Origin of the sequence: Microbacterium sp. LB12 (assembly GCF_037150835.1) — a bacterium.
GTDB lineage: Bacteria > Actinomycetota > Actinomycetes > Actinomycetales > Microbacteriaceae > Microbacterium.
Window position 1 is genome coordinate 722,369 of sequence record NZ_JBBCPF010000001.1, and the last position, 23,450, is coordinate 745,818.

At 69.8% G+C, this 23,450-nt stretch carries 25 protein-coding genes; 12 read left to right on the plus strand and 13 right to left on the minus strand.

The genetic code is table 11. From position 1 onward, the window contains the following. Positions 1-2 precede the first annotated feature (2 nt). Positions 3-1,820, plus strand: coding sequence for a branched-chain amino acid ABC transporter ATP-binding protein/permease (locus tag WFM69_RS03570; RefSeq protein ID WP_337001709.1), 1,818 nt, complete (start codon positions 3-5; stop codon positions 1,818-1,820). Then, entirely contained in the window at positions 1,813-2,532 is a 720-nt protein-coding gene (locus tag WFM69_RS03575) for an ABC transporter ATP-binding protein (RefSeq protein ID WP_337001711.1), read from the plus strand. The genes WFM69_RS03570 and WFM69_RS03575 overlap by 8 nt, the downstream gene beginning before the upstream one ends. A 23-nt stretch (positions 2,533-2,555) precedes the next feature. Here WFM69_RS03575 and WFM69_RS03580 read toward each other — a convergent pair whose 3' ends face one another. The 3 genes from WFM69_RS03580 to WFM69_RS03590 all read right to left on the minus strand — a co-directional run bounded on the left by WFM69_RS03580 (position 2,556) and on the right by WFM69_RS03590 (position 5,019). Then, positions 2,556-3,599, minus strand: coding sequence for a PDDEXK nuclease domain-containing protein (locus WFM69_RS03580; RefSeq protein WP_337001713.1), 1,044 nt, complete (start codon positions 3,597-3,599; stop codon positions 2,556-2,558). Positions 3,600-3,661: 62 nt separating this feature from the next. Next, positions 3,662-4,189 carry a nuclear transport factor 2 family protein gene (locus WFM69_RS03585; protein WP_337001715.1) on the minus strand — a complete coding sequence of 176 codons (528 nt, stop codon included), beginning with the start codon at positions 4,187-4,189 and terminating at the stop codon, positions 3,662-3,664. Then, positions 4,186-5,019 carry an SDR family NAD(P)-dependent oxidoreductase gene (locus WFM69_RS03590; protein WP_337001717.1) on the minus strand — a complete coding sequence of 278 codons (834 nt, stop codon included), beginning with the start codon at positions 5,017-5,019 and terminating at the stop codon, positions 4,186-4,188. Before WFM69_RS03590 ends, WFM69_RS03585 begins: the two co-directional genes overlap by 4 nt. Before the next feature lie 71 nt (positions 5,020-5,090). Here WFM69_RS03590 and WFM69_RS03595 point away from each other — a divergent pair, with 71 nt between their 5' ends. Beyond that, a complete protein-coding gene (locus WFM69_RS03595; protein WP_337001719.1) occupies positions 5,091-5,909 on the plus strand; it encodes an SDR family oxidoreductase in 819 nt (272 codons plus the stop codon). Beyond that, positions 5,906-7,126, plus strand: coding sequence for an acetyl-CoA C-acetyltransferase (locus tag WFM69_RS03600; RefSeq protein ID WP_337001721.1), 1,221 nt, complete (start codon positions 5,906-5,908; stop codon positions 7,124-7,126). The genes WFM69_RS03595 and WFM69_RS03600 overlap by 4 nt, the downstream gene beginning before the upstream one ends. 155 nt (positions 7,127-7,281) lie before the next feature. On the opposite strand, the gene WFM69_RS03605 is transcribed toward WFM69_RS03600, so the two are convergent. The 3 genes from WFM69_RS03605 to WFM69_RS03615 all read right to left on the minus strand — a co-directional run bounded on the left by WFM69_RS03605 (position 7,282) and on the right by WFM69_RS03615 (position 10,930). Continuing rightward, entirely contained in the window at positions 7,282-8,475 is a 1,194-nt protein-coding gene (locus tag WFM69_RS03605) for a PrsW family intramembrane metalloprotease (protein ID WP_337001723.1), read from the minus strand. Further along, entirely contained in the window at positions 8,472-9,101 is a 630-nt protein-coding gene (locus WFM69_RS03610; protein ID WP_337001725.1) for a hypothetical protein, read from the minus strand. Before WFM69_RS03610 ends, WFM69_RS03605 begins: the two co-directional genes overlap by 4 nt. A gap of 227 nt (positions 9,102-9,328) precedes the next feature. Continuing rightward, positions 9,329-10,930, minus strand: a complete 1,602-nt coding sequence (locus WFM69_RS03615) for an AMP-binding protein (protein WP_337001727.1) — start codon at positions 10,928-10,930, stop codon at positions 9,329-9,331. 110 nt (positions 10,931-11,040) lie between these two features. Here WFM69_RS03615 and WFM69_RS03620 point away from each other — a divergent pair, with 110 nt between their 5' ends. After that, entirely contained in the window at positions 11,041-11,652 is a 612-nt protein-coding gene (locus tag WFM69_RS03620) for a TetR/AcrR family transcriptional regulator (RefSeq protein ID WP_337001729.1), read from the plus strand. Between the two features lie 12 nt (positions 11,653-11,664). Here the strand turns inward: WFM69_RS03620 and WFM69_RS03625 are convergent, their stop codons facing one another. Both WFM69_RS03625 and WFM69_RS03630 read right to left on the minus strand, forming a co-directional pair. Further along, positions 11,665-12,441 carry a CoA-transferase subunit beta gene (locus WFM69_RS03625; RefSeq protein ID WP_337001731.1) on the minus strand — a complete coding sequence of 259 codons (777 nt, stop codon included), beginning with the start codon at positions 12,439-12,441 and terminating at the stop codon, positions 11,665-11,667. After that, positions 12,438-13,304: a CoA transferase subunit A gene (locus WFM69_RS03630; protein ID WP_337001733.1), complete on the minus strand. Its 867-nt coding sequence runs from the start codon at positions 13,302-13,304 to the stop codon at positions 12,438-12,440. The genes WFM69_RS03625 and WFM69_RS03630 overlap by 4 nt, the downstream gene beginning before the upstream one ends. Positions 13,305-13,411: 107 nt before the next feature. Here WFM69_RS03630 and WFM69_RS03635 point away from each other — a divergent pair, with 107 nt between their 5' ends. Together WFM69_RS03635 and WFM69_RS03640 are read left to right on the plus strand one after the other, a co-directional pair. Next, positions 13,412-14,119 carry an SDR family NAD(P)-dependent oxidoreductase gene (locus WFM69_RS03635; RefSeq protein ID WP_337001735.1) on the plus strand — a complete coding sequence of 236 codons (708 nt, stop codon included), beginning with the start codon at positions 13,412-13,414 and terminating at the stop codon, positions 14,117-14,119. Further along, positions 14,119-14,991 (plus strand): aldo/keto reductase, encoded by an 873-nt coding sequence (locus WFM69_RS03640; RefSeq protein WP_337001737.1) that lies wholly within the window; start codon positions 14,119-14,121, stop codon positions 14,989-14,991. Before WFM69_RS03635 ends, WFM69_RS03640 begins: the two co-directional genes overlap by 1 nt. Here WFM69_RS03640 and WFM69_RS03645 read toward each other — a convergent pair. Continuing rightward, positions 14,985-15,422 (minus strand): VOC family protein, encoded by a 438-nt coding sequence (locus tag WFM69_RS03645; RefSeq protein ID WP_337001739.1) that lies wholly within the window; start codon positions 15,420-15,422, stop codon positions 14,985-14,987. The two genes, WFM69_RS03640 and WFM69_RS03645, sit on opposite strands and share 7 nt — an antisense overlap. A gap of 56 nt (positions 15,423-15,478) precedes the next feature. On the opposite strand from WFM69_RS03645, the gene WFM69_RS03650 reads away from it, so the two are divergent. Genes WFM69_RS03650 through WFM69_RS03660 form a run of 3 tightly spaced genes read left to right on the plus strand, consistent with a single transcriptional unit; the run spans position 15,479 to position 17,273 of the window. Further along, the gene (locus WFM69_RS03650) at positions 15,479-16,219 is read left to right on the plus strand and encodes an SDR family NAD(P)-dependent oxidoreductase (protein WP_337001741.1); all 741 of its coding nucleotides are present in this window, start codon (positions 15,479-15,481) and stop codon (positions 16,217-16,219) included. Beyond that, complete coding sequence (locus tag WFM69_RS03655; RefSeq protein WP_337001743.1) at positions 16,219-16,836, plus strand: gamma carbonic anhydrase family protein; 618 nt, start codon at positions 16,219-16,221, stop codon at positions 16,834-16,836. Before WFM69_RS03650 ends, WFM69_RS03655 begins: the two co-directional genes overlap by 1 nt. Continuing rightward, positions 16,833-17,273 (plus strand): nuclear transport factor 2 family protein, encoded by a 441-nt coding sequence (locus WFM69_RS03660; RefSeq protein ID WP_337001745.1) that lies wholly within the window; start codon positions 16,833-16,835, stop codon positions 17,271-17,273. Before WFM69_RS03655 ends, WFM69_RS03660 begins: the two co-directional genes overlap by 4 nt. Positions 17,274-17,283: 10 nt before the next feature. Here WFM69_RS03660 and WFM69_RS03665 read toward each other — a convergent pair whose 3' ends face one another. From WFM69_RS03665 to WFM69_RS03680, 4 genes are read right to left on the minus strand one after another with little or no spacing between them, the layout of a single operon-like run. Further along, entirely contained in the window at positions 17,284-18,393 is a 1,110-nt protein-coding gene (locus WFM69_RS03665) for an acyl-CoA dehydrogenase family protein (protein ID WP_337001747.1), read from the minus strand. Continuing rightward, positions 18,393-19,358 (minus strand): acyl-CoA dehydrogenase, encoded by a 966-nt coding sequence (locus tag WFM69_RS03670; protein WP_337001748.1) that lies wholly within the window; start codon positions 19,356-19,358, stop codon positions 18,393-18,395. The genes WFM69_RS03665 and WFM69_RS03670 overlap by 1 nt, the downstream gene beginning before the upstream one ends. Next, positions 19,358-20,527, minus strand: coding sequence for an acyl-CoA dehydrogenase family protein (locus WFM69_RS03675; protein ID WP_337001750.1), 1,170 nt, complete (start codon positions 20,525-20,527; stop codon positions 19,358-19,360). The genes WFM69_RS03670 and WFM69_RS03675 overlap by 1 nt, the downstream gene beginning before the upstream one ends. Beyond that, positions 20,524-21,387 (minus strand): enoyl-CoA hydratase, encoded by an 864-nt coding sequence (locus WFM69_RS03680; protein ID WP_337001752.1) that lies wholly within the window; start codon positions 21,385-21,387, stop codon positions 20,524-20,526. Before WFM69_RS03680 ends, WFM69_RS03675 begins: the two co-directional genes overlap by 4 nt. A gap of 107 nt (positions 21,388-21,494) precedes the next feature. On the opposite strand from WFM69_RS03680, the gene WFM69_RS03685 reads away from it, so the two are divergent. After that, entirely contained in the window at positions 21,495-22,661 is a 1,167-nt protein-coding gene (locus tag WFM69_RS03685) for an acyl-CoA dehydrogenase family protein (protein ID WP_337001754.1), read from the plus strand. Continuing rightward, positions 22,658-23,446 carry an SDR family oxidoreductase gene (locus WFM69_RS03690; RefSeq protein WP_337001756.1) on the plus strand — a complete coding sequence of 263 codons (789 nt, stop codon included), beginning with the start codon at positions 22,658-22,660 and terminating at the stop codon, positions 23,444-23,446. Before WFM69_RS03685 ends, WFM69_RS03690 begins: the two co-directional genes overlap by 4 nt. The last annotated feature ends 4 nt before the right edge of the window (positions 23,447-23,450 follow it).

The following is a 23,450-nucleotide window of genomic DNA, read 5'->3' on the forward strand; positions in this document are numbered from 1 at the left end:
CCATGGCTGCTCTCTGGCTGAAACTGCGTGCCGTCCCGGGATGGGTCTGGCCCCTCGCCGTCGGCGCCGTGCTGATCGTGCTCCCGTTCCTCGGGCTCACCTACGCCGTGACGCGGCAGATCGAGCTCACGCTCATCCTCGCCCTCATCGTGCTGGGCCTGAACCTGTCCCTCGGCTACGCCGGCGAGCTCGCGATGGGACAGGTCGCGATGTACGCGGCCGGCGCCTACGCCGCAGGTCTCGCCAACAAGGCGGGGGTCACCGACATCTGGCTGCAGCTGCTGATCGGCGGCGGTGCGGCCCTCGTGGTCGGGCTCATCTCCGGCATCCCCGGGTTGCGCCTGGGCAGCTGGTCGCTCGCGATGACGTCGTTCTTCCTGATCCTGATCGTCCCGGACGTGCTGTCGATCTTCAAGGAGGAGACCGGGGGTCGCAACGGTCTGGCCGGCATCATGCCCGCCACGTCGTTCGGGCAGATGATCGACAGCCGCACCTACTACCTGATCATCGTCGGGGTGACGATCGTGGCCTTCGCGCTGATCCGCAACCTCGTCGTCTCGGGGCACGGCACCGCCCTCCGAGTGCTCAAGCAGAGCCCGGTGCTCGCATCGTCGATGGGCATCTCGGTGTTCCGCGCCAAGCTCACCGCCTACGCGATCGGGGCGATCCCCGCCGGCGTCGCCGGTGTGCTGTTCGCCAACCTCGACCTGTTCATCTCGCCCGAGGCCTTCGCGTTCTCGTTCGCGATGACGGTGCTCGCGGCCTCGATCTTCGGCGGCTCGGCGAGCATCTACGGAGCGCTCGTCGGGGCAGCGGTGCTGCAGTTCGGCATGAATCAGTCGACGAACTTCAGCCAGTACGGACTCATCATCTCGGGCGCCTTCCTGCTCATCGGCGGCGTCGCCTTCACCGGAGGCCTCTCCGGCCTGCTGCGCAGCCTCGTCCGCAAGGCCGATACCGCGGCGAAGGCACGGACCGGCGTGCGGCCCGTGGAGGCGGCGCCGGCCGTGGTCGAGAAGCTCGACGGCGCGCTGCTGCGCACCGAGGGCGTCTCCAAGGCGTTCGGCGGCAACCAGGCGCTGTCCCAGGTCTCGATCGAGGCCGCACCGGGCGCGGTCACCGCGATCATCGGCCCGAACGGCTCGGGCAAGACGACCCTGCTCAACATGATCTCCGGCTTCTACAAGACGGATGCCGGGACGATCGAGCTCGATGGCAAGACCATCCAGGGGCTGTCGTCGTTCCTCGTCGCCCGCGCCGGGGTGTCGCGCACGTTCCAGACGCCGAACATCCCGGAGAAGCTGACGGTGTTCGAGGCCGTGGAGGCGGGACGCTACGCGACGGAGCGGGCATCCGTGCTCGCCTCGGTTCTGCGTCTGCCTTCGTTCTGGCGCCGTCGGGCCGAGAGCCGCGCGGCGGCGGAGCGCGCCCTGGCGTTGGTCGGGCTGAGCGCCCAGCGCGACGAGCCGGCCGACTCGCTGCCGCTCGGCAACCGTCGCCTGCTCGAAGTCGCCCGCAGTCTCGCGGCTTCGCCCAAGGTCGTGCTCCTCGACGAGGTGGCATCCGGCCTGGACGAGGACGAGCTCGACGTGCTCGAGGGCCTCGTGAAGAGGCTGCGCGACGCCGGGATGACGGTCATCCTGGTGGAGCACAACTTCCAGCTCGTGCTGCGCGTCGCCGACGACATCTACGTGCTCGCCCAGGGCGCGGTCATGGCGCACGGCACACCGGAGCAGATCGAGAGCAACCCGCGGGTCATGGAGGAGTACCTCGGTGTCACGGCGGAGACCAACGCGGCAGGAGGCGCCGACCATGAGTGATGTGCTGCTGGAGGTGTCCGGTCTGCAGACCGGCTACGGCGATCTGACGGTCGTGCGCGATGTCTCGCTCACGGTGCGTACCGGGGAGATCACGGTGCTGCTCGGTCGCAACGGCGCCGGCAAGACGACCACCCTTCGAGCGATCACCGGGCTCAACAAGGTGTCCGGTGGCACTGTCGCCTACCTCGGCGAACAGCTGACGGATGCCCCGCACAAGCGCGTCTCGCGCGGCATCTCCTATGTACAGGAGGGCAAGAAGGTCTTCCGTGAGCTGACGATCGAGCAGAACCTGATCCTCGGCGGGTTCTCCCGCGGAGTCGGCAAGCGCGCTCTGGCCTCGTCGGTCGACGAGATCTACCAGCTGTTCCCGATCCTCGGCACCAAGCGCGCCCTGCACGCCGCGAGCATGTCGGGCGGTCAGCAGCAGATGCTCGCGATCGGTCAGGCGCTCATGGCCAAGCCGAAGCTGCTCATCCTCGACGAGCCGAGCCAGGGCCTCGCCCCCGTGATCGTGAAAGAGGTCATGGAACGCGTGCATGAGCTCAAGAGCACCGGCATCGGCATCCTCCTCGTCGAGCAGGCCGTGCAGGAGTCGGTCGCGATCGCCGACGAGGTGACCGTGATCGAGATGGGGCGCACGACGCTCGCCGGCGCCGCCTCCGACATCACGCTCGAGGATCTGCAGAAGGCCTACTTCGGCGCGGTCGTGTAGGAGGAGTGGGAGCCAGACCAGGCTCACCGGTGTGGTCGTTCCTCAGTGTCGCGAGCGAGCTCGGCGGCGAAGGCGCGGCTGATGGTGCCCTCATCGGGCAGTGCCTGCCGAGCATCCTCGCTCAGTTCGTAGCGGCTGACGGCCACAGGGTGAGCGGTGGCGGCAAGTGCGTACCGGACGACCGTGTCATTCTTTCCTGCGACAAGAAGGATGCCGACTGTCGGCAGATGCTTGTCGGAGATGCGGAATCGTTCGTCGACGACACCGACATAGAAGCCGAGCTGCCCGGTATCCGCGGGTGCGAACGGCGTCGTCTTGAGTTCGATCACAACGTACCTCAGTTGTTCCACGTGGAAGAAGAGGAGATCGATGTAGAAGTCGGCGTCGCCGACTTCTACGTGCACTTGTCGCCCGACGAAGGCGAAGCCGGGGCCGAGCTCGCGCATCGTGTCGATGATGCGATCGACGATCCGCTGCTCAAGACGACGTTCGGATGCCTCACTGTCTATCGCGAGGAACTGCAAGGCATAGGGGTCCTTCACTATCTCGCTCGCCTGATCCGAGTCGGCGGTGCCGAGGGCATCAGCGAAGTTGCTCGGTGCTGCTGATTCGCGCTCGTGAAGTCGCGTGGCGATCTGATGAGCGAGCACCGCTCGGCTCCAGCCGTGCTGTAGATCCTTCGCCGCGTACCATTCGCGCAACAGTGCGTCGTCGAGCTTGTCGAGCAGGTCGATGATGTGGCTCCACGGCAATTGTGCAACGGGGTGTTGCACAATTTCATCGGCTTCCGGCCAGGCCTCGGCGAATGCCCGCATGTAGGCGAGGTTACGGCGCGAGAACCCGGTCATCGTCGGAAAGGCGGCGCGAAGGTCGGTCGCAAGCCGGTCGAGTACTCGCGACCCCCATCCCTGCGCGGACTGTTTCTCGAGGATCGTTCGTCCGATGCGCCACCAGAGCATCACCAGGTGGCTGTTGGCCGATCGTTGGAGCCGCAACCGAGCGCCATGCACCTGGCGCTTCAGGTCCTCGAGAGTGGTCGTGTAGTCGTCGGGCAGGACGTGAGTCATCCCGGTAGGGTAGGCAGCGCTCGGGAGCGCTGTGTGGGGTTGTCCACAGCCGCGGCGACGGGTCAGAGCAGGCTGTCCGCCGCACGACGCACGCCCTCGCGGACGGCGGCGAGCGGGTCGTCGGGGCCGCGGTGGCCGCGCGGACCCGCACCTTCCGGGGGCCGCAGTCGACCGGCATCCGACCTGGTCCATTCGCGCACGGCCGTGCGCTCGACGATGCGCCATCCCTCGGGGTCGCGGCGCACGTGGTCGAGGTAGCGGAACCCGCTCGTGAAGTTGCGGGACTCGTCGTCGAACGGTTGACCCCAGTGCATGGCGGTGCCGTAGGTCTCGGCGAAGGCGTGATCGCCGAACAGCTCGACCCGGTGGTTGCCGATGAGGTGCATCGTGCCGTCGAACACGGCCGTGCGATCGCGCAGCCACGCCACGTAGTCGTCGGCGGTGCCGGAGAAGCCGGTGTGGTGGTCGACGCCGTCGTGCGCGTACACCGAGCGGATGGCGCGGTCGTCGGCGCGGTCGACTGCGGAGCAGTAGCGCAGCACGAGATCGTGGATCTCCTGCCGGTCCTGAAGGTCCGTCAGGTCGTTCATGCCTGATCCGGCATGTTCGTCCAGCCACGGCCCGAGGCCTTGCCGTACCAGCCGGATGCCGCGAGCGTTCCACCGTCCACGGGGATCGTGTGGCCGGTGATGAAGGCGGCGTCGCGCGAGGCGAGGAACGCGACGACGCCCGCGAAGTCCTCCGGGGTGCCGAAGCGTCCGGCCGGCAGCCAGGAGCGCAGCAGCTCCGGGTCGCGCCCGGCGAGCATGAGCGCGGCTGGCGTCTGAGGGGTGTCGGCGAGGTCCGGAGCGATCGCGTTGACCCGGATCCCCGAGGGGCCGAGCTCGACGGCCAGGCTCTTCGTGAAGGCGGAGACCCCGGCGTTGTAGGCCGAGTAGACCGCGTTGCCCGGGATGCCGCGGAACGCCTCGACCGTCGACACGTTGACGATGCTGCCGCCGCCGGCCGCGATCATGCCGGGAACGAGGGCATGCGTGACCGTGAAGACGTGCCAGAGGTTGAGCTCGTGCAGACGTCGCCACTGCTCGGGCGGACTCTTGGCGAAGAACGACTTGGCGGGGCGGAAGTCGCCGACGTTGTTCACGAGCACGTCTGCGTGGCCGTGCTCGCTCTCGATGAGCGCCGCGAGCCGGGCCACCGTGTCGTCATCGGTGATGTCGCCTACGAGCACGGAGCAGCGACCGCCCTGATCGGCGATCTCGGCGGCGGTGGTCTCGGCAGCATCCGCTTCGATGTCGACGAGGACGACGTGGTCTCCCTCGGCGGCGAAGCGTCGGCTGATTCCGCCGCCGATGCCGAGCGCGCCACCGGTGACCACGACCGTGCGCGGACGGGGCTGAGGGACGTCGTCGTGACTCATGCAACAAACCTAGCATTTGGTTGGTAGCATGAACAGGTCGGCGCATCGAAGCGCTTCACGGAGGAGGCGGAGTGAGCCTGGTCATGGATTTCACGGGCACGGTGGTCGCGGTCACCGGTGGTGCACGCGGCGTCGGTCGCGGCGTGGTCGAGGCCTTCCTCGACGCGGGCGCCGAGGTCGAGTTCTGCGGCCGCTCGGAACCGGCGACGCTGCCGGAACGTGCCGGACGCAGCGCATCGTTCCGCCCGGTCGACGTGCGAGACGCCGCCCAGAACGAGGCGTGGATAGACGGGATCGTGGAGCGGCATGGTCGCCTCGACGTGCTGGTGAACAACGTCGGCGGCTCACCGTTCGGACGCTTCGAGGCCGGATCGCCCCGTTACTTCCAGGCGATCACCGAGATCAACTTCCTCTCCGCCGCCGTCGCGACCAGGGCCGCGTTCGAGCCGCTGCGCGCGGCATCCGGCAGTGTGATCAACATCACCTCGATCAGCGCGCGTCGCCCGAGCCCCGGGACTGCCGTGTACGGCGCGGCCAAGGCGGCGCTGGAAAGCCTGACCCGCTCGCTCGCCGTCGAGTGGGCGCCGGAGATCCGCGTGAACGCGGTCAGCAGCGGGCTCGTGCACACCGAGAGCGCGGTCGACCACTACGGCACCCCGGAGCAGTATGCAGAGATCGCCCGCACCATCCCGCGCGGCCGGCTGGCCTCGCCTCAAGAGCTCGGCAACGTCTGCGTCATGCTCGCCTCGCCGCTCTCGGCGCACATCACCGGCGCCGTCATCCCCGTGGACGGAGGCGGCGAATGGCCCGCGTTCCTGAGCCACACCCCGAACGCGGACATCGTGCAGCAGGCCGACCGCCGCGACTTCACTGGAGGATCCTCATCATGACCGAAGCCGTCATCGTCTCCGCGGTGCGCTCGCCCATCGGGCGCGCGTTCAAGGGCAGCCTGAAGGACATGCGTGGCGACGACCTCGCCGTGCAGATGGTGCGGGCGGCCGTCGACGCGGTGCCCGGCCTCGACCCGGACGAGATCGTCGACCTGATGGTCGGGTGCGCGCAGCCGGCGGGCCAGCAGGGCTACAACATCGGCCGGATGCTCGCACTGCAGCTCGGCTGGGATGCGGTGCCCGGCACCACGGTCAACCGCTACTGCGCATCCTCCCTGCAGACCACCCGCATGGCATTCCACGCGATCAAGGCCGGCGAGGGCGACGTGTTCGTCTCGGCCGGCGTCGAGGCGGTGTCGCAGTTCGGCTCCGGAAAGTCCGACGGGATGCCCGACACCAAGAACCCGCGCTGGGCGGAGGCGGCGGCGCGTACCGCCCGCGAGGCGCAGGATCCCGGCTTCGTCTGGTCGGATCCTCGTGCTCGCGGCGAGCTCGAGGACATCTACATCGCGATGGGGGAGACCGCAGAGAACGTGGCTTCGTTCCGCGGAGTGTCGCGTCGGGAGCAGGACGAGTGGGCGGTGCTGAGCCAGAATCGCGCGGAGGCCGCCGCCGCCCGCGGCTTCTGGGAGACCGACATCACGCCCGTGCGCCTCGCCGACGGCACGGTCGTGTCGAAGGACGACGGTCCGCGTGCGGGTGTGACTCTGGAGGGGATCAGCGGTCTGCAGCCGGTGTTCCGTCCGCACGGCACCGTGACCGCGGCGAACTGCTGCCCCTTGAACGACGGCGCGGCCGCCCTCGTGATCATGAGCGACACGCGAGCCGCCGAGCTCGGGCTGACCCCGCTCGCGCGTGTGGTGTCGACCGGGGTGTCGGCGCTCTCGGCGGAGATCATGGGCCTCGGCCCCGTGCAGGCCGTGGAGCGCGCGCTCGCCCACGCCCGCATGTCGATCGGCGACATCGACATCCTCGAGATCAACGAGGCTTTCGCCGCGCAGGTCATCCCCTCCATCGCCGACATCGGCATCGATCCGGAGCGCGTGAACGTGAACGGCGGCGCGATCGCCCTCGGCCACCCCTACGGAATGACGGGCGCGCGCATCACCACGACGGCGATCAACGCGCTGCGCGAGCGTGATGAGCAGTTCGCGGTCGAGACCATGTGCACCGCCGGCGGCCAGGGCATGGCACTGGTGCTCGAGCGCCTGAGCTGACCTGCCCGCCCACCCGCTCACCCGCCCGCCCGTGCCCGCCCCGCGCCCACGCACCCGCCCGCCCACGCGAGCGCAGAAACGTGCCTCCCGGGCCCCAGGGAGGCACGTTTTCGCACTCGCGACGAGGTGTGAGGGGGGAGAGGGAGCCGGCGCGGTCAGTCCTGCGTGCGCTCGCGGAGGCGGGCGACCTCGGATCGGGCGTGTGCGAGGTCGGGTGTCTCTGCGCGCTCGGCCCGGGCGATCTCGTGGCAGAGGTCGAACAGTGAATGCCGCAGATGCTTCCTCGCGCTCCTCGCCCGGTGCGTCGGCGCCTCGCGGAGCCATGCCTTGCGGGCCTTGCGGTCGACGAGCGCTTCCACCTCTTCGGCGGTGACTGCGCCCGACTCGACCTCGGGAGCGAGCAGATCGCGCACGAACTCGTGCTCGCGCGGGGCGGCCATCCGGAACGCGATCGTCAGGATCACCAGCGCCAGCACGATGGATCCCGCCATGACGGCGATGATGCCCAGCCCGTTGTTCCCGCCGAGGCCCGACGCGTCGTCCCAGGTGAAGTGCAGGAACATGCCGGCCAGGATGAAGAGCACGCCGCGGAGGATCCGCCGCGGCTGAGCAGCAGTGCCGATGAGGTAGATCGCTCCGCTGCAGACCAGCGCGCTGAACAGCGGGTGGGAGACGGCGCTCGTGGCGATGCGCGTGAGCGAGATCGTGACGGCAGCGCTGTCCGGGTTGCTGCTGAACGATGTCATCGTGGCGTTCGCGGCGTAGAGGAAGTCCTCGAACACCGCGAAGCCGAGACCGATGAACGCACCGACGATGAGCCCGTCGTTCGCGGTGCGGATGAGCCGGGGCGCGAGCGCGAGGAGCAGGATGAGGCCGCACAGCTTCGCGGTCTCCTCGGTGAACGGCGCCGTGAGGCCCGCGGCCCAGCTCGATGCCCAGTCCTGTCCGAACAGCTTGGGGTAGATGCCGAGCATCGCCGAGTTGACTGGCAGTGCGAACGCGAACGTCGCCGGGATCGCGCCCCAGGCGAGTGCGGCGACGACCAGCCCGGCGGGCTGGCGTTCCCAGCGGTCGATGTGGTGGAACCAGCCCGCCCAGGCCGCGCCGCACAGCAGGCACAGCACGGCGGCGACGATGAACGGCTCGGCATAGAACGCGACCGAGCCGCGGAAGTAGGACCAGATCTGGAAGAGGCCGACCGCCGTGAGGGTGAGGAAGACCCAGAAGGCGAGATTGCGCGGCTGGACGGAGCGGAACGGCTTCCCCCATCCGGAGATCTCGATCGCCTCACGCTGGCGGTCGACAGCAAGGGTGCTGGTGTTCGTCATGTCGCTGGCGGACGCGGTCATGATGCCTCCTTGGTGTCGAGCGCCCGGAGGCTGGCGATCATCTGCTCGATCTGCGTCGCAGCGGCCTTCATCTGCGCGGGGCTTCCCTGAACGGTCACCTTCACGCCGGTTCCGTCGATCACGAACGCCGCGATCAGACCGTCGTCGGTGAGGCTGCCGAACTGCTGGATCACACCCACCTCGCCGCTGTCGGTGCGCGTCGTGGTCGCTGTCCCGTTCGCCCGGAATGTGCCGTCGCTCGTCGCAGTCATGGACGTGTCGAACTGCGCGATCAGGTCGGCAGGCGTGCCATCGAACGCGCCGGTGGACATGGACAACTCCACTCCGGCACCCGTGAGAGTGGCGTCGCCGCTCTGGGTCGCGGTTCCGTCGGCGTCGAGCCGGTGTCCGTCCTCGACGTTCCAGCCGACGGCCGGCGTGAATGCGATGTCCTTCGTCAGCGCGAGATCCTCGCCGGCGACCACGGCATCGTTCCACGGGATCGCGGCATTCACCTTCGGCATGACGACGGAGAACAGCACGAAGACGACGATCACGAAGATCGCGCCCGCGAAGGTCCGTCTATCCAGCCCGAGGACCCGGAACTCGGCGGGAACCGGCTCCGTTCTCCGCACACCTGCCACCATGTCGCGCCCCTCGACTGCGATCCGAGACCAGACCCGTCTCCGGTCCCCGCACGACTCTGACAGGATCCTGGGATTCTGGTCAACTGCGTGTCTTCGCGCGTGGCGGGGTGCTCATACACGTCGGCCCTCGCCTCGCAGGCGTGACGGAACCCGTCGCGAGCGCAGAAACGCGCCTCCCCGGGCCCGGGGAGGCACGTTTTTACACTCGCTACGAGGTGTGAGGGGGATCAGGCCCGTGCGCGCAGGTCGGACTTCAGGATCTTGCCGGTCGCGTTGCGGGGGAAGTCCTCGACGAAGACGAACTCGCGCGGCACCTTGAAGTTCGCCAGGTGGGTGCGGCAGAACGCCTCGAGCTCGGCGGCATCGGGACGCGGTGCGGCATTGTGCAGCAGCAGCACATAGGCGCGTCCGACCGTGCCGAGACGGGCGTCGTCCACGCCGATCACGGCCGACTCGTTCACGGCAGGATGCTTCCGCAGCGCGTTCTCTACCTCGGCCGGATACACGTTGAAGCCGCCGACGATGAACATGTCCTTGAGGCGGTCGGTGATCTTGAGGCAGCCGTGCTCGTCGAGGCGACCGACGTCGCCGGTGTGGAACCAGCCGTCCGGGTCGAGCACGGCATCCGTGGCGGCCTGGTCCTCGAAGTAGCCGAGCATCACGTTGGGGCCGCGCAGCAGGATCTCGCCGTCGGTGTCGAGTGCGGCATCCGCTCCGTTCTCGGCGACGACGCGGATCTCCACTCCCTCGACCGCGGGGCCGGTGGTCTGCGCGGTGTGCTCCAACGATTCGCCGGGGCGGGAGAGGGTCGCCACGACGCACTCGGTGAGCCCGTACGCCTGCGCAACCGTCTCGAAGCCGAGGATGTCCACCATGTCGTGGAAGAGCGTGGCGGGGGCGGCCGTGGCGCCGGCGATCGCGAAGCGCAGCGACGACAGGTCGTACTCCTGCAGGCGCGGGTGGTCGAGCAGCGAGGTGAAGATCGTCGGCACACCGGGGAGCACGCTGATGCGGGCCGACTGCACGAGCTCCAGCAGGCGGTCGGCGTCGAACACCGCGAGCGGGTAGATCGTGGTGCCGGCCATGAGGGAGGTGATCATGCCGGCCTTGTAGCCGAAGCCGTGGAAGAAGGGATTGACCACGGCGTAGCGGTCTTCGGGGGTCAGCCGTGCGCCGAGTCCCCACGCGCGGGCGACGGAGAGCGTCTGGCGGTGCGCGCTCAGCACCCCCTTCGGCACGCCGGTGGTGCCCGAGGTGAACAGCACATCCATGATGTCGTCGGGGGTCACAGCCTCGGCGGCGGCGGTGACGACGCCTTCGTCGACCGCCTCCCCGGACGCGAGGAACGCGGCCCAGCTCAGGACGCCGTCACCGCCCGCGCCGTCGATCGTGACCACGGTGTGCAGGTGGGGCAGTCCGGGGAAGACGGGTCCGTCGTCGCCACGCTCGGCGGCGGCCAGACGCAGCATGTCGCTGTAGGACTTGCCGAGGAATCCGTCCGCGAGCACGAGTCCGGTGGCGCGGGAGCGGGCGAGGATCTCGGCGGCCTCGTGCCCGGTGAACCGCGTGTTGAGGGGGACCACGGCGATGCCCACCAGTTGCGCGCCCAGCATCGCGAGGATGAACTCGTGCCGGTTCGGCGCCCACAGTCCGATCCGGTCGCCCGGCACCACGCCCTGGGCGAGGTAGGCGGCCGCGACGGCGCGCACTCGGTCCCGCAGCTCGGCGTATCCGATGACCACGTCGCCGTCGACGATGGCGGGATGCTCGCCGAGGGCCGCCATCTCCGAGAGCAGGGCGGGCACTGTGGTGGCTTCCGAGACTGTCATGGACGTCCTTTCCAATATCATGCGTACACTCCGAGTGGATGTTTCGGGAAAACGCTCACATGCGGCACACTTGAACAAGCGCTTGTGAGATTCTCTGTGAAGGAGCAGCAATGGCAACGACCAAAAGCGGGGGCCGGCAGGAGCAGAGCTCCGAACGCCGCGACCAGATCATCTCGATCGCCGCGCGCCTGATCGCCAAGCGCGGGTACTCCGCGACCACGGTTCGAGACATCGCCGACGAGGCGGGCATCCTGTCGGGCAGCCTGTACCACCACTTCTCCTCCAAGGAAGCGATCCTGCAGGAGATCCTCCGCAGCTTCATGGCCGGTCTGCTCGGTCGATTCGAGGAGATCGTGGCCGAGGGAGGCAGCCCCCGCGACATCCTCGACAAGCTGATCGCGCACGCCTTCGCGACCATCGAGAGCCAGCCCGATGCCGTCGGTCTGTACCAGAACGAGCTGTCGTTCCTCGCTCGCCAGGAAGGTTTCGAGTTCCTCGGCGAGAACAGCGAGCGCATCGAGGCGCTGTGGCTGTCGCAGATCACCGAGGGGCAGAAGGTCGGCGTCTTCCGCGACTCGATCGACGCGCCCATCGCGTACCGCTTCATCCGCGACGCGGTGTGGTCGACGGTCGCGTGGTACCGGCCGGGCCGCGGACACACCGCGGCGAGCCTCACCGACAACTACCTGGATCTGCTCCACAAGGGCCTCCTCGCCGACTGAGCGGATGCCGCGTCAGTCCGCGACCTCCCGGGTGCGGGTGCCGCGCGGGTCGAGCACTTCGCGGATCAGGCGCAGCTCCTCGGCATCGGGTGTCCGCGTGAGCGGGGCGTCCGACGCGTCCAGGGGGAAGCCGGTGCTGTCGGTGACCGTCTGCGGGTCGACGCCGGGGTGCACGGACAGCACGGTCACGGCACCGTCGGCGTCGTAGCCGAGCACGGCGAGGTTCGTCACGATCACGCCGAGGCGGTGATGCTCGAGGCCCGCTTCGCGTGCGCGGTCGTTGCCCACGCCGGAGACCATGTCGACCGAGGGCACGAACACGCGGGTGCTGTGCCGGGAGATCCAGTAGTCCACGCGGTGGTTGGCGGTGTTCCCCGGCGCGCCGCGCACGCCGATGAGCTGCCGGGTCGGGCGTACCCAACCGCCGATGAGCGAGATGTTCTGGTTGCCGAAGCGATCGAGTTGGCTCGCACCCATCATGCTCTGCCGGCGGCCCGTCGCGAGGATGTCGAAGATGCGGCGGAACGGCGCCCATCCCTCGATGGTCGGTGCCGCAGCCTCCGGGTCGCCCGGTGTCGGAGGGCCGCTCAGGAAGAACGCCTCGCCGTCGCTGAGGACGAGGTCGGGCGCGGAGGTGAGCTTCGCGAGCCGGGCGCCGAGCGCCGGGATGATGCCGACCGCGTGCGCGAGGATCTCGCCGGACTCCCGGTAGGTGTCCGCGCAGGCGGCGATGCAGACCTCTGCGGTCGTGGCGGTCGCCGCGGGGGCGGTGATGGTCTCGGTGCTCATGACTCTCCTCGGTCGGCGTGGAAGCGGGCGACGGCGGCGTGATAGCCGGTCTCATCGGTCTGCAGGAAGGTCTGGTCGAACGCGGCCCAGGCGTCCGGATCCTTGGCGGAGGCGGCGTAGTGCTTCTGGAAGGCCTCGTCGCGCTCGTAGTCGGGCGTGCAGGTCGTGAAGTGCGCTCCGCGGGGAGCCTCGACGACCGCGGACGCGTACATCCGGCTGAACAGCAGCGTGTGGAACGAGCCCTCGTCGAGGAGTGCCGCGGTGGGCACCACCTTCTCGGCGGAGACGATGGTGCGCTGGGCGGCCATCGCGAAGAGGTCGTCGAAGTAGGGGTCGGGGCCGAGGTACTGAGCGTTGCCCTGCGCGTCGGCGCGGTTCACGTGCACGAGCGCGACATCGAGCGGGAGTGCCGGCATCGCGACGTACTCGGCGTCGGAGTAGGGCGACCGTACGGTGCGCAGCCGCGGGTTGGCCCGGAGTACGTCGGAGCCGAGGCCTGCGCGGATCGGGAGGAAGTCGAGGCGGGCGTTCGCGGCGCGGAGCCCGGCGACGAACATCCCCTCGTCGTACTCCTCGATCTCCAGCTCGCCGCGCTCGCGCGCCTGCGTGAACAGCGGGTCGAGGGGGATGCTGTCGAGCGACACGAAGCCGTAGACGAGGCGGCGGATGCGTCCGGCGGCGGCGAGCAGTCCCACGTCGGGGCCGCCGAAGGCCACCACGGTGAGGTCCGTGATGTCGCGCCGGAGGATCTCGCGGACCAGGCTCATGGGCTTGCGCCGCGACCCCCACCCGCCGATGCCGATCGTCATCCCGCTCTCGATGGTGGCGACTGCCTCCTCGATGCTGACCCGCTTGTCCGACATCCCCGCTCCTTCGCGCGATTCGCACTAAACCTAGCGCTTGTTTGGGAATCACAGTAGCATGCCCGGGAGGACGATCAGCGAGGGAGCTGCACATGCCAGGAGACTCGATGGCGGACCACATCGTCGTGACCGGCGGTGCCAGTGGGATCGGCGATGCAGTCGTCGCCCTGCTGCGTGAACGCGGATGTCGCGTCACCGTCTTCGACCTCGCGCCGAGTGCGCGCCCGGAGGTGAAGACCACGATCGTCGACCTGCGGGACGAAGCCGCGGTCGAGGCGGCGATGGAGGCCGCGTGGAGTACCGCCCCCGTCGGCGGGCTGGTCGCGTGCCACGGCATCCGCGGTGCGTTCGTGCCCGCGCTGGACATCGATCTCGACCGGCTCCGCCTGCTCTACGACGTCCACGTGGTCGGCACGCTCGCCGTCTCCCGCGCCCTCGTGCGCCGGCTCATGGGCGCGCCCGCCTCCATCGTGATGGTGTCGTCGACCACCGCCTACCGCGGCTGGGCGAACCAGGCCGACTACGGACCGGCCAAGGCCGCCGAGCGCCAGCTCATGGAGAACCTCGCGATCGAATGGGCGCCGCTGGGCGTGCGGGTCAACGCGATCGCGCCCGGCCACACGCTCACCCCGATGGTGCAGGACATGGTGGACGGCGGGTACGACCTCGGCGCGGTCGAAGGGCGCACGCCTCGCGGACGCCTCGCGGATCCCACCGAGATCGCCGCCGCCATCGTGTGGATGCTGCGCGACGCCACCCATGTGATCGGCCAATGCCTTCCGGTCGACGGCGGATGGACGGCGGTCGGGAAGTGATGCCCTCTCGTGCGATCGGCGACCTGCGTGTCTCGGCGATCGGCATGGGCGCGATGACCTTGACCCAGGTGCCGGACGCCGACGTCGAGCGCGGAGTGCGTGCCGTGCAGGCGGCGGTGGATGCCGGGATCACCCTGTTCGATACCGCCGACTCGTACGGCCCGACCGGGGAGATGGGCGTGAACGAGCGTGCACTGATCGCGGCGCTGCGGCAATGCCCCGGCGCGCTCGACCGCGTGCTCATCGCGACCAAGGGCGGGCACACCCGGGGCCCGGCCGCGACGTGGTGGGTCGACGGATCGCCCACGCACCTCGCTGCTGCCGCACGCGCCTCGGCGCAACGACTCGGCGTGGACGCCCTGCCGCTGTACCAGCACCATCGACCCGACGTGAAGGTGCCGTTCGAGGAATCGATGGGTGCGCTGCGACAGCTCGTCGACGAGGGGGTGGTCGTGCGCGTCGGGGTCTCGAACGTGGACGTCGCGCAGCTCGACATCGCGCTCCGCGTCGTGGGCGACGCGCTCGTGAGCGTGCAGAACGAGTACTCGCTGCTGGTGAGGTCGAGTGAGCCCGTGCTGCGGCGGTGCGAGGAGCACGGCCTGGCCTTCCTGGCGTGGGGCCCACTGGGCGGGATGCGCGCGGCGAAGGGGCTCGCCGGCGCCGCGGCATCGGTCGCCGCGGTGGCGGAGCGGCACGGAGTCAGCCCGCAGCGCGTGGCACTCGCCTGGCTCCTCGCGCTCTCGCCCGTGCTCATCCCGATCCCCGGGGCGAGTCGTCCGGAGAGCGTGCGCGACTCGGCCGCGGCCGTCGACCTCGTCCTCGACGCCGACGACCTGCGACTGCTCGACGGGGTAGGCAGGGAGGGTCAGTGAGGCTCTTGCAGCAGCTCCACCCGCACGTCGTCGGGTCCGAGCACGTAGACGTACCGGTAGCCCTCGAGGGGCCCCGCGGTCGCCGTCATGGTCGCGGACAGTGGTCGGTGGCCGAGTGCGGCCACGCGGGCGAGGCTGGCCTCGATATCGGGGACCACGATGGCCGGATGCGCGGCGCCGATGTGCCCGTTGTCCGGATCGATGCGTGGGGCGTCCGCGCCGCGGTACTCGGCGAGTTCGAGGAAGACGCCGTCATCGAGGCGGATGAAGGTCAACAGGATCTCGACCCCCGGGTAGCCGGTCGCGGCCTCGACAGCCGGTCCGCTCTTGGCGAGCGGACCGATGACCTCGCCGTCGGTGGCGGCGCGGTAGAACGCGGTGGCCGCGGCCGTGTCGCTGACGGTGATCCCGATGTGGTGCAGCCGCGGCATCCTGACTCCCTCGTTCCAACCAAATGCTTGTTCGCCAACTATCGCGGAGGAAACCCATGAACGCAACGCCCATCATCGACCTCACCGGCCGGATCGCCGTGATCACCGGAGCCGCCGGAGGACAGGGACGCGCGCACGCTGCCCTGTTCCATGATCTCGGCGCCGACCTGGTGCTCACCGATCTCGACGGCGCGGCGGTCGCCGAGGTCGCCGCCGCCTATGGCGACCGGGCTATCGGGCTCGCCCACGACGTCTCCTCGGCCGAGGCGTGGGCGCAGGTCGCGACGGCGACGCAGGAGCGGTTCGGCCGCGTCGACGTGCTCGTGAACAACGCCGGATTCTGCCCGGAGGGTCCGCTCGTCGAAACCCCCGAGCGCGTCATCCGGCTCACGCTCGACGTGAACCTGATCGGGCCGATGCTGGGGGTGCAGGCACTGCTGCCGCTGATGGCCGAGGGGACGTCGATCATCAACATCGCCTCGACCGCCGGGGTCGCCGGCTACGCGAACCGCGTGCCGTACTCCGCGTCCAAGTGGGGCCTGCGCGGCGTCTCCCACGCCCTGGCGCGGGAGCTCGCCGGCACCGGCATCCGGGTGAACACCGTGTGCCCCGGTGCCGTCGACACCCCGATGATCACGGAGGACACCCGGGCGGGGGTGGGGTTCATCTCGCGCATCCCGATCCCGCGCGTCGGTCGACCCGAAGAGATCTCCAACCTCGTGGCGTACCTCGCCAGCTCCGCGAGCAGCTACTGCACCGGACAGGACTTCATCATCGACGGCGGCCAGGTCGCCTGATGCCCGCCTATTCGTTCGACGACGTCGCGCCGGTCGTCGATCCGACCGCGTTCGTGCACGAGACGGCCAGTCTCATCGGCGACGTGATCATCGGCGCCGGATGCTACATCGGTCCGTTCGCGAGCCTCCGCGGGGACTTCGGCAGGATCATCGTGGGCGCGGGGTCGAACGTGCAGGACTCGTGTGTGATCCACGCGTTCCCCGGCGCCGATGCCGTGCTCGAACCGAACAGCCATGTCGGCCACGGCGCCGTGCTGCACGGGTGCCGGATCGGCTCGTTCGCGCTCATCGGCATCGGAGCGACCGTGCTGGACGGCGCTGAGATCGGCGCCGACTCGCTCATCGGCGCCGGGGCGGTGGTCACGGCGGGCGCGGTGATCCCACCTGGATCGAAGGTGCTCGGGGCGCCGGCCAGGGTGGTCGGACCCCTCGACGAGCAGGCCATGGCATGGAAGCGCAACGGCGTGCGGATCTACCAGGAGCTGGCGCAGCGCAGCCGGGAGACGCTGCGACCGGTCGAGCCGCTCAGTGCCGTCGAGCCGGATCGCCGCCGCACGACCTGGTCTCCGGACGCCGCGACGCCGCTGCACCGGAAGCGTGCCGAGGGGTCCTCGTGAGCGACGATTTCGCTGACTGGCGGGAGATCGGGAGGGTCATTGCGCGATACGGCCGCTACGCGGATCAACGGCGGTTCGCCGACATGGCGGAGCTGTTCGAACCGGACGGGCGGATGGTGATGTTCCGCCCGCGCGCCGCCGAACCCGCCGAGGCACCGCAGGGCCGTGCCCAGCTGATCGCGGCGTTCGAAGCCCTCGCCGCATTCGCCGTGACGAGCCACATGCTCGCCCCCAGCGAGATCGAGATCGACGGAGACACCGCGCGGGCGCGCACCTCCTGCATGGCGCACCACATCCGCGAGACCACGGGTGGGAGGACGCGCTTCACCCTCGCCGACCGCTACGACGACACGCTCGTGCGGATCGAGGGTGGTTGGCTCTTCCGCGAGCGCCGCAAGTACACCGACTGGACCGAGTCGGTCGCGCTGCGGCGCTGAGGCCGGGGTCTCAGTGGGGGGTCAGCGCCCACGCCTCGGCTTGCGCGCGCAGCTCGCGGGCTGTGCCGAACAGCTGTCCGAGGGCGTGTGCGCGCTTGAAGATCAGGTGCGCGTCGTGCTCCCACGTGATCGCGATGCCGCCGTGCAGCTGGATCGTCTCGGCCGCGACATGCTCCAGCGCCTCCGAGCAGGTGGCCTTCGCGATGTCGGCGAGAGCGAAGCGATCCGTTGCGCCGGTGGCGAGGGCGTCGGATGCCGCGCGCGACGCGGTGCGGGCCACCTCCACCCGCACGTGCATGTCGGCGAGGCGGTGCTTGATCGCCTGGAACGACCCGATCGCGCGACCGAACTGCACCCGCTGCTTCGCGTAGGCCACGGTGTCGTCGAGAGCACGGGCCGCGGTGCCGGCCTGGACCGCGCTGACGGCGGCGAGAGCGAGTGCCCTGACCGTCGCCAGCACCGCGGGATCAGCCGCGCCGAGGGGACGCGCCGGAACCGCATCGAACCGCAGCGACACCAGGCGGACGGTCTGATCCATCGTCGGGCTGTCGGTGCGTGTCACCGTGGCGGCGTCGATCACCTCGAACAGGCGCGGCCCCTCGGCGGTCTGCGCGATCACGAGCAGCACATCGGCGGTGGCGCCGTCGAGCACGAACCCGCACGCTCCGCTGAGGCTCCAGCCGTCGCTCTCTTCGGCGTGCACGTCGACCCGCTCCGGGGCGAATCGTCCCGCCGGATCCGCCCAGGCGAGTGCCGCCGACGACGACCCCTCGGCGATGCCGGGAAGCAGCCGTGCCGCCGTCTCCGCATCCCCGGTGGCCAGGATCGCCTGGGCGGCGATCGCGACCGAGCCGAGGTACGGCGAAGGGGTGAGCGCGTAGCCGATCTCCTCCAGCACCAGCTGTGCCTCGCGGAGGGTGAACCCGGCGCCGCCGAACTCCTCGGGGATCGCCATGCCGGCGATGCCGATCTCCTCGCACAGCATGCGCCACAGCTCGACGTCGAAGCGTGCGTCGCTCTCCAGGGCACGGCGAGTGGCGGCGCTGTCGGCGCGCTGGCTCAGGACGCCGCGCACGAGGGCGACGAGCTCCTGCTGATCCTCATCGGGTTCGAAAGACATCACCGCTCCTTCGCGAGGATATCGCGGGCGATGCGCGCCCGGTGGAAGTCGGACGTGCCCCACACCGCGGCCAACGCGGGGGCGAGGCCGAGCCAGATGCGCAGCGTGTGCTCGGCCGTGTAGCCGATCGCTCCGTGCACCTGCAGCGAGGTGCGCGCGGCACGCTGTGCCGCATCGGCCGCGGCCACCTTCGCGGCCGAGATCGCGCGGTCCCCGTCGGGGGCTGCCGCGCGCAGCGCCGCGTTCCACACCAACGGACGGGCGAAGCTCAGGGCGATGCGCACGTCGGCCAGCTGATGTTTGAGCGCCTGGAACTCGCCGATCGGGCGGCCGAACTGCTCGCGCACCTTGGCGTACGACACGGCCTCGTCGAGCATCCGCTCTCCGGCGCCGACGAGGGTCGCTGCCGCCGCGAGGGATGCCTCGTTCAGGGCGGCATCGAGCGCACCGGCCTCGAGCGGGGTCGGGGTGCCGGTGGGTGTGAGCCGTGCGAGCCGCCTGGTCGGCGCGACCGAGGTCAGCTCCTCCGCGATGTCACCCGCGTGCAGGGCGCCGTCGCGCACGAGGAAGCGATGGGTCGCGAGCGCCGCATCGAGGGCCGCCGGTGCCGTGCCGTCGACCGCCGCAGTCGCGATGGCTCCCGCCGCGAGCTCGGCCTTCACCGTGTCGTCGACGAGCCCGGGCAGCAGGGCGACCGTCTCGAGATAGGGCCCCGGCACGCCGTGATATCCGAGGCGCTCGAACACGACCACGAGGTCGCTGCGCGAGCCGCCGAAACCGCCCGCCTCCTCGCTCACCCGCAGGCCGAGCAGCCCCAGTTCGGCGAACTGCTCCCACAGAGCCAGACCGGGGGCGGTGTCGCCGTCGGCCCAGCTGCGCGCGATGTCCGCGCCGCCCGACCCCTCGACGATCTCGTCGATCGCCTCCGCGAACGCCACCTGTTCTTCCGTGGGTAGGAACCGCATCATGCGCGCCTTCCGTCTCCGCCGCGAGGGAGCCCGAGGATCCGCTCCGCGATGATGTTGCGCTGGACCTCGTTCGTGCCCGCGTAGATGGGTCCGGCCAGCGAGAACTGATAGTCGTCGACCCAACGCCCGTCGTCGACAGCGGACGCGCCCCGCAGCTCGCCCTCGGGGCCGAGGATGCGCAGCGCGGTCTCGTGGATGTGCACGTCGAGCTCCGACCAGAACACCTTGTTGATGCTGCCCTCCGCGCCGACCGAGCCGCCCTCGAGCAGGGTGCTGACCGTCTGCCAGGTGAAGAGCCGATACGCCTCCGCGCCGATCCAGGCGTCGACGACCGCGGCGTCCTCCGCCGCAGCGCCCCGCGTCGACTGCAGTGCGATCAGCCGCTCGGTCGCGGCAAGGAAGCGTCCCGGCGCGCGCAGCGAGAGCCCGCGTTCGTTGCCGGCGGTGCTCATCGCGACCCGCCAGCCGTCGCCGGGCGCACCCAGCACGTCGGCGTCGGGCACGAACACGTCGTCGAAGAAGATCTCGGCGAATCCGGTCGTACCGTCGAGCTGCGCGATCGCCCGCACCGTGATGCCCTCGGCATCCATCGGGAACAGGAAGTACGTGAGGCCGTGGTGCCGTGTCGCCTCGGGGTCGGAGCGGAACAGTCCGAAGCCGCGATCGGCCCAGACGGCCCGTGAACTCCAGATCTTCTGTCCGTTGAGCACCCAGCCGCCGCGGGCATCGTCGCGTCGGGCGGTGCTGCGGATCGCGGCCAGGTCGCTGCCCGCGCCCGGCTCCGACCAGGCCTGGGCCCAGATCAGCGAGCCGTCGGTCATGGGGGAGAGGAAGCGCTCGTGCTGCTCCGGGGTGCCGTGCTCGAACAGGATCGGCGCGAGCAGCGAGATGCCGTTCTGCGCCACGCGCGTCGGGGCGCCTGCGCGGTAGTACTCCTCCTCGAAGAGCACCCACTCGGTGATGCCGACATCGCGTCCGCCGTACTGCTCCGGCCAGGACACGACCGACCACCGGCCCTCGGCGAGCGTCGCCTCCCATTCCCGGTGTGCGGCGAATCCCTCCGCGGTGTCCATCGACGGCAGCGGCGTGGCCGGCACGTGGGCGGCGAGCCAGGCGCGCGCCTCGGCAGCGAAGGCCTCCTGCTCGGGGGTGAGATCGAGGTTCACTGCGCGGCTCCCGTCGTGTCGGCCTTGATCGAGCGCACATCGACCCCGCCGAGGGAGTCGCCGCCGACCTCGGCATTGTGCGCGTGGGCGGCGTGGTGCAGGCCGAACACCGAGTCCATGCCGGCGCGCATGCCCTGCAGATCCTCGGCCTGGTTCACGGCCTTCTTGGCGAGGGCGAGTCCGAGCCGCGGCATCCGTCCGATGCGCTCCGCGAGCGCCAGGGTGCGCTCCTCGAGTTCATCGAGCGGCACGACGTGGTTCACCATGCCGAGCTCGTGCGCGCGGGCGGCCGGCATCCGGTCGCCGGTGTACAGCATCTCCTTCGCGGCGCGCGGGTTGGTCACCCACGGGTGGGCGAAGTACTCCACGCCCGGGATGCCCATCGCCACGACCGGATCCTGGAAGAAGGCGTCGTCGGCCGCCACGATGAAGTCGCACGACCACGCGAGCATGAGGCCGCCCGCGATGCACGCGCCCTGCACCATCGCGATCACCGGTTTCGGGATCTCGCGCCAGCGTCGGCACATGCCCAGGTACACCTCGGACTCACGGGCGAACCGGGAGTCGACGCCCTGCGCGCCGATGTGGTCCCACCAGATGACGGCCTTGCGCTCGAAGCTCCGGTCGATGTCGCGCTCTGGCGTGCCGATGTCGTGTCCGGCGCAGAAGTGCTTCCCGTTGCCGCCGAGCACGATGACCTTGACCGCGTCGTCGTCGACCGCGCGGGTGAAGGCGGCGTCGAGCGCATAGGTGACGGCGGAGTTCTGCGCGTTGCGATACTGGGGGCGGTTCAGGCGGATGATCGCTGTGGACCCGCGCACCTCGTAGGTGACCACGGCGTCGGCGGATTCGACGGTCATGACGGGTTCCTCTCTGAACTCCCAATGCCAACCAAACAATCGCTTGGTTTAGTTTGATACTATACGTGAACAGCACGCCGAAGACCACGACTCGATGAGGAGCACAGATGGACGCGACGCAGCACGACGCGGATGAGCGCTTCCGCGCCGAGATCCGCGGCTGGCTGGAGGAGAACCTCACCGGCCGCTTCGCCGAGCTGCGCGGACGCGGGGGTTCCGGACGCGAGCACGAGGACTTCGACGCGCGTCTGGAATGGAACCGCCACATGGCCGCAGCCGGGTGGACCTGCGTCGCCTGGCCCGTCGAGCACGGCGGTCGCGGGCTCAGCATCGCCCAGCAGGTGATCTTCCACGAGGAGTACGCGAAAGCGGACGCCCCGGCGAGGGTCAACCACCTCGGCGAGGAGCTGCTCGGGCCCACGCTCATCGCGCACGGCACGGCCGAGCAGCAGGCACGGTTCCTCCCCAGCATCGTCGCGGTCGAGGAGCTGTGGTGCCAGGGGTACTCCGAGCCGGGCGCCGGATCCGACCTCGCCGCCGTCTCGACAAAGGCGCAGCGCGTGGGAGATGAGTGGTCGATCACGGGGCAGAAGGTGTGGACATCGCTCGCGCAGCACGCCGACTGGTGCTTCGTGATCGCCCGCACCGAACCCGGCTCCACCCGTCACCAGGGGCTGTCGTACCTGCTCGTACCGATGCGGCAGCCGGGGGTCGAGGTGCGGCCGATCCTGCAGCTCACCGCGACCAGCGAGTTCAACGAGGTCTTCTTCGACGACGCCCGCACCGCCGCCGACCTGGTCGTCGGCGGCGAAGGCAACGGCTTCAAGGTGGCGATGGCGACGCTCGGCTTCGAGCGGGGCGTGTCGACGTTGGCGCAGCAGATCGCGTTCCGCCGAGAACTGGATGCCGTGATCGACACGGCCACCCGCACCGGCGCGATCGACGACGCCGTCATCCGCGACCGGCTCGTACGCGCCCGCATGGAGCTGGAGGTCATCCGTCAGCATGCGCTACGCACGCTCGGCGGCGAGCAGGGCGACAGCGCATCGGTGACCAAGCTGCTGTGGTCGAACTGGCACCGCGCGCTCGGAGAGCTCGCGATGGACGTCGCCGGTCTCGCCTCCCTCCTCGTCGGCGCCGACTACGCGCTCGATGACCTGCAGACCCTGTTCCTGTTCAGCCGCTCCGACACGATCTACGGCGGCTCCGACGAGATCCAGCGCAACGTCATCGCCGAGCGTGTGCTCGGCCTGCCCCGAGAGGCCCGCCCGTGAGTACCACCGCCCCCGAGTACGTCCCCGGCCATGGCCTGCTGACCAGAAAGCGCGTGGTCATCACGGCCGCCGCCGGTGCCGGCATCGGTCAGGCCGCCGCGATCCGCTGCCTGGAGGAGGGCGCGGCGCTCGTCGTGCTCGGCGACACGCATGCCGGACGCCTGGCCGAGACGCAGCAGGAGCTCGGCGACCGGTTCGGCGCCGACCGCGTGCGCACCGCCGTGTGCGATGTGACCGTCGAGGAGCAGATCGCCTCCTTCCTCGATCTCGCCGAAGACGGCGGACCCATCGACGTGATGATCAACAACGCCGGTCTCGGCGGGTCGATCTCGATCCTCGACATGACCGACGAGCAGTGGGGCAAAGTGCTCGATGTGACGCTCACCGGCACGTTCCGGTGCATCCGCGCGGTAGGTCGCCGCATGGTCGCCGCCGGCACCGCCGGGGTCATCGTGAACAACGCCTCCGTGATCGGCTGGCGCGCGCAGGTCGAGCAGGCGCACTACGCCGCGGCCAAGGCCGGGGTGATGGCCCTGACCCGCAGTGCCGCGATGGACCTCGCCGGTCACGGCATCCGCGTGAACGCCGTCTCGCCGAGCCTGGCCATGCATCCGTTCCTCGAGAAGGTCACCTCGCCCGAACTGCTCGAGCAGCTCAAGGCCCGTGAGGCGTTCGGTCGCGCGGCGGAACCCTGGGAGGTCGCCAACGTCATGGTGTTCCTCGCCAGCGCATACTCCTCTTATATGACCGGCGAGGTCGTCGCCGTCAGCAGTCAGCACGCGTGAGTTC

What these genes read in the sequence shown, in the direction of transcription:
- WFM69_RS03680 (WP_337001752.1), bottom strand. Translation starts at nt 21,387, where the DNA reads ATGACCGTCGAATCCGCCGACGCCGTGGTCACCTACGAGGTGCGCGGG.
- WFM69_RS03630 (WP_337001733.1), bottom strand. Translation starts at nt 13,304, where the DNA reads ATGTCGGACAAGCGGGTCAGCATCGAGGAGGCAGTCGCCACCATCGAG.
- WFM69_RS03590 (WP_337001717.1), bottom strand. Translation starts at nt 5,019, where the DNA reads ATGAGTCACGACGACGTCCCTCAGCCCCGTCCGCGCACGGTCGTGGTC.
- WFM69_RS03605 (WP_337001723.1), bottom strand. Translation starts at nt 8,475, where the DNA reads ATGACCGCGTCCGCCAGCGACATGACGAACACCAGCACCCTTGCTGTC.
- WFM69_RS03625 (WP_337001731.1), bottom strand. Translation starts at nt 12,441, where the DNA reads ATGAGCACCGAGACCATCACCGCCCCCGCGGCGACCGCCACGACCGCA.
- WFM69_RS03570 (WP_337001709.1), top strand. Translation starts at nt 3, where the DNA reads ATGGCTGCTCTCTGGCTGAAACTGCGTGCCGTCCCGGGATGGGTCTGG.
- WFM69_RS03645 (WP_337001739.1), bottom strand. Translation starts at nt 15,422, where the DNA reads ATGCCGCGGCTGCACCACATCGGGATCACCGTCAGCGACACGGCCGCG.
- WFM69_RS03670 (WP_337001748.1), bottom strand. Translation starts at nt 19,358, where the DNA reads ATGCGGTTCCTACCCACGGAAGAACAGGTGGCGTTCGCGGAGGCGATC.
- WFM69_RS03610 (WP_337001725.1), bottom strand. Translation starts at nt 9,101, where the DNA reads ATGGTGGCAGGTGTGCGGAGAACGGAGCCGGTTCCCGCCGAGTTCCGG.
- WFM69_RS03615 (WP_337001727.1), bottom strand. Translation starts at nt 10,930, where the DNA reads ATGACAGTCTCGGAAGCCACCACAGTGCCCGCCCTGCTCTCGGAGATG.
- WFM69_RS03655 (WP_337001743.1), top strand. Translation starts at nt 16,219, where the DNA reads ATGCCCGCCTATTCGTTCGACGACGTCGCGCCGGTCGTCGATCCGACC.
- WFM69_RS03580 (WP_337001713.1), bottom strand. Translation starts at nt 3,599, where the DNA reads ATGACTCACGTCCTGCCCGACGACTACACGACCACTCTCGAGGACCTG.
- WFM69_RS03640 (WP_337001737.1), top strand. Translation starts at nt 14,119, where the DNA reads ATGCCCTCTCGTGCGATCGGCGACCTGCGTGTCTCGGCGATCGGCATG.
- WFM69_RS03575 (WP_337001711.1), top strand. Translation starts at nt 1,813, where the DNA reads ATGAGTGATGTGCTGCTGGAGGTGTCCGGTCTGCAGACCGGCTACGGC.
- WFM69_RS03685 (WP_337001754.1), top strand. Translation starts at nt 21,495, where the DNA reads ATGGACGCGACGCAGCACGACGCGGATGAGCGCTTCCGCGCCGAGATC.
- WFM69_RS03620 (WP_337001729.1), top strand. Translation starts at nt 11,041, where the DNA reads ATGGCAACGACCAAAAGCGGGGGCCGGCAGGAGCAGAGCTCCGAACGC.
- WFM69_RS03600 (WP_337001721.1), top strand. Translation starts at nt 5,906, where the DNA reads ATGACCGAAGCCGTCATCGTCTCCGCGGTGCGCTCGCCCATCGGGCGC.
- WFM69_RS03665 (WP_337001747.1), bottom strand. Translation starts at nt 18,393, where the DNA reads ATGTCTTTCGAACCCGATGAGGATCAGCAGGAGCTCGTCGCCCTCGTG.
- WFM69_RS03585 (WP_337001715.1), bottom strand. Translation starts at nt 4,189, where the DNA reads ATGAACGACCTGACGGACCTTCAGGACCGGCAGGAGATCCACGATCTC.
- WFM69_RS03635 (WP_337001735.1), top strand. Translation starts at nt 13,412, where the DNA reads ATGGCGGACCACATCGTCGTGACCGGCGGTGCCAGTGGGATCGGCGAT.
- WFM69_RS03650 (WP_337001741.1), top strand. Translation starts at nt 15,479, where the DNA reads ATGAACGCAACGCCCATCATCGACCTCACCGGCCGGATCGCCGTGATC.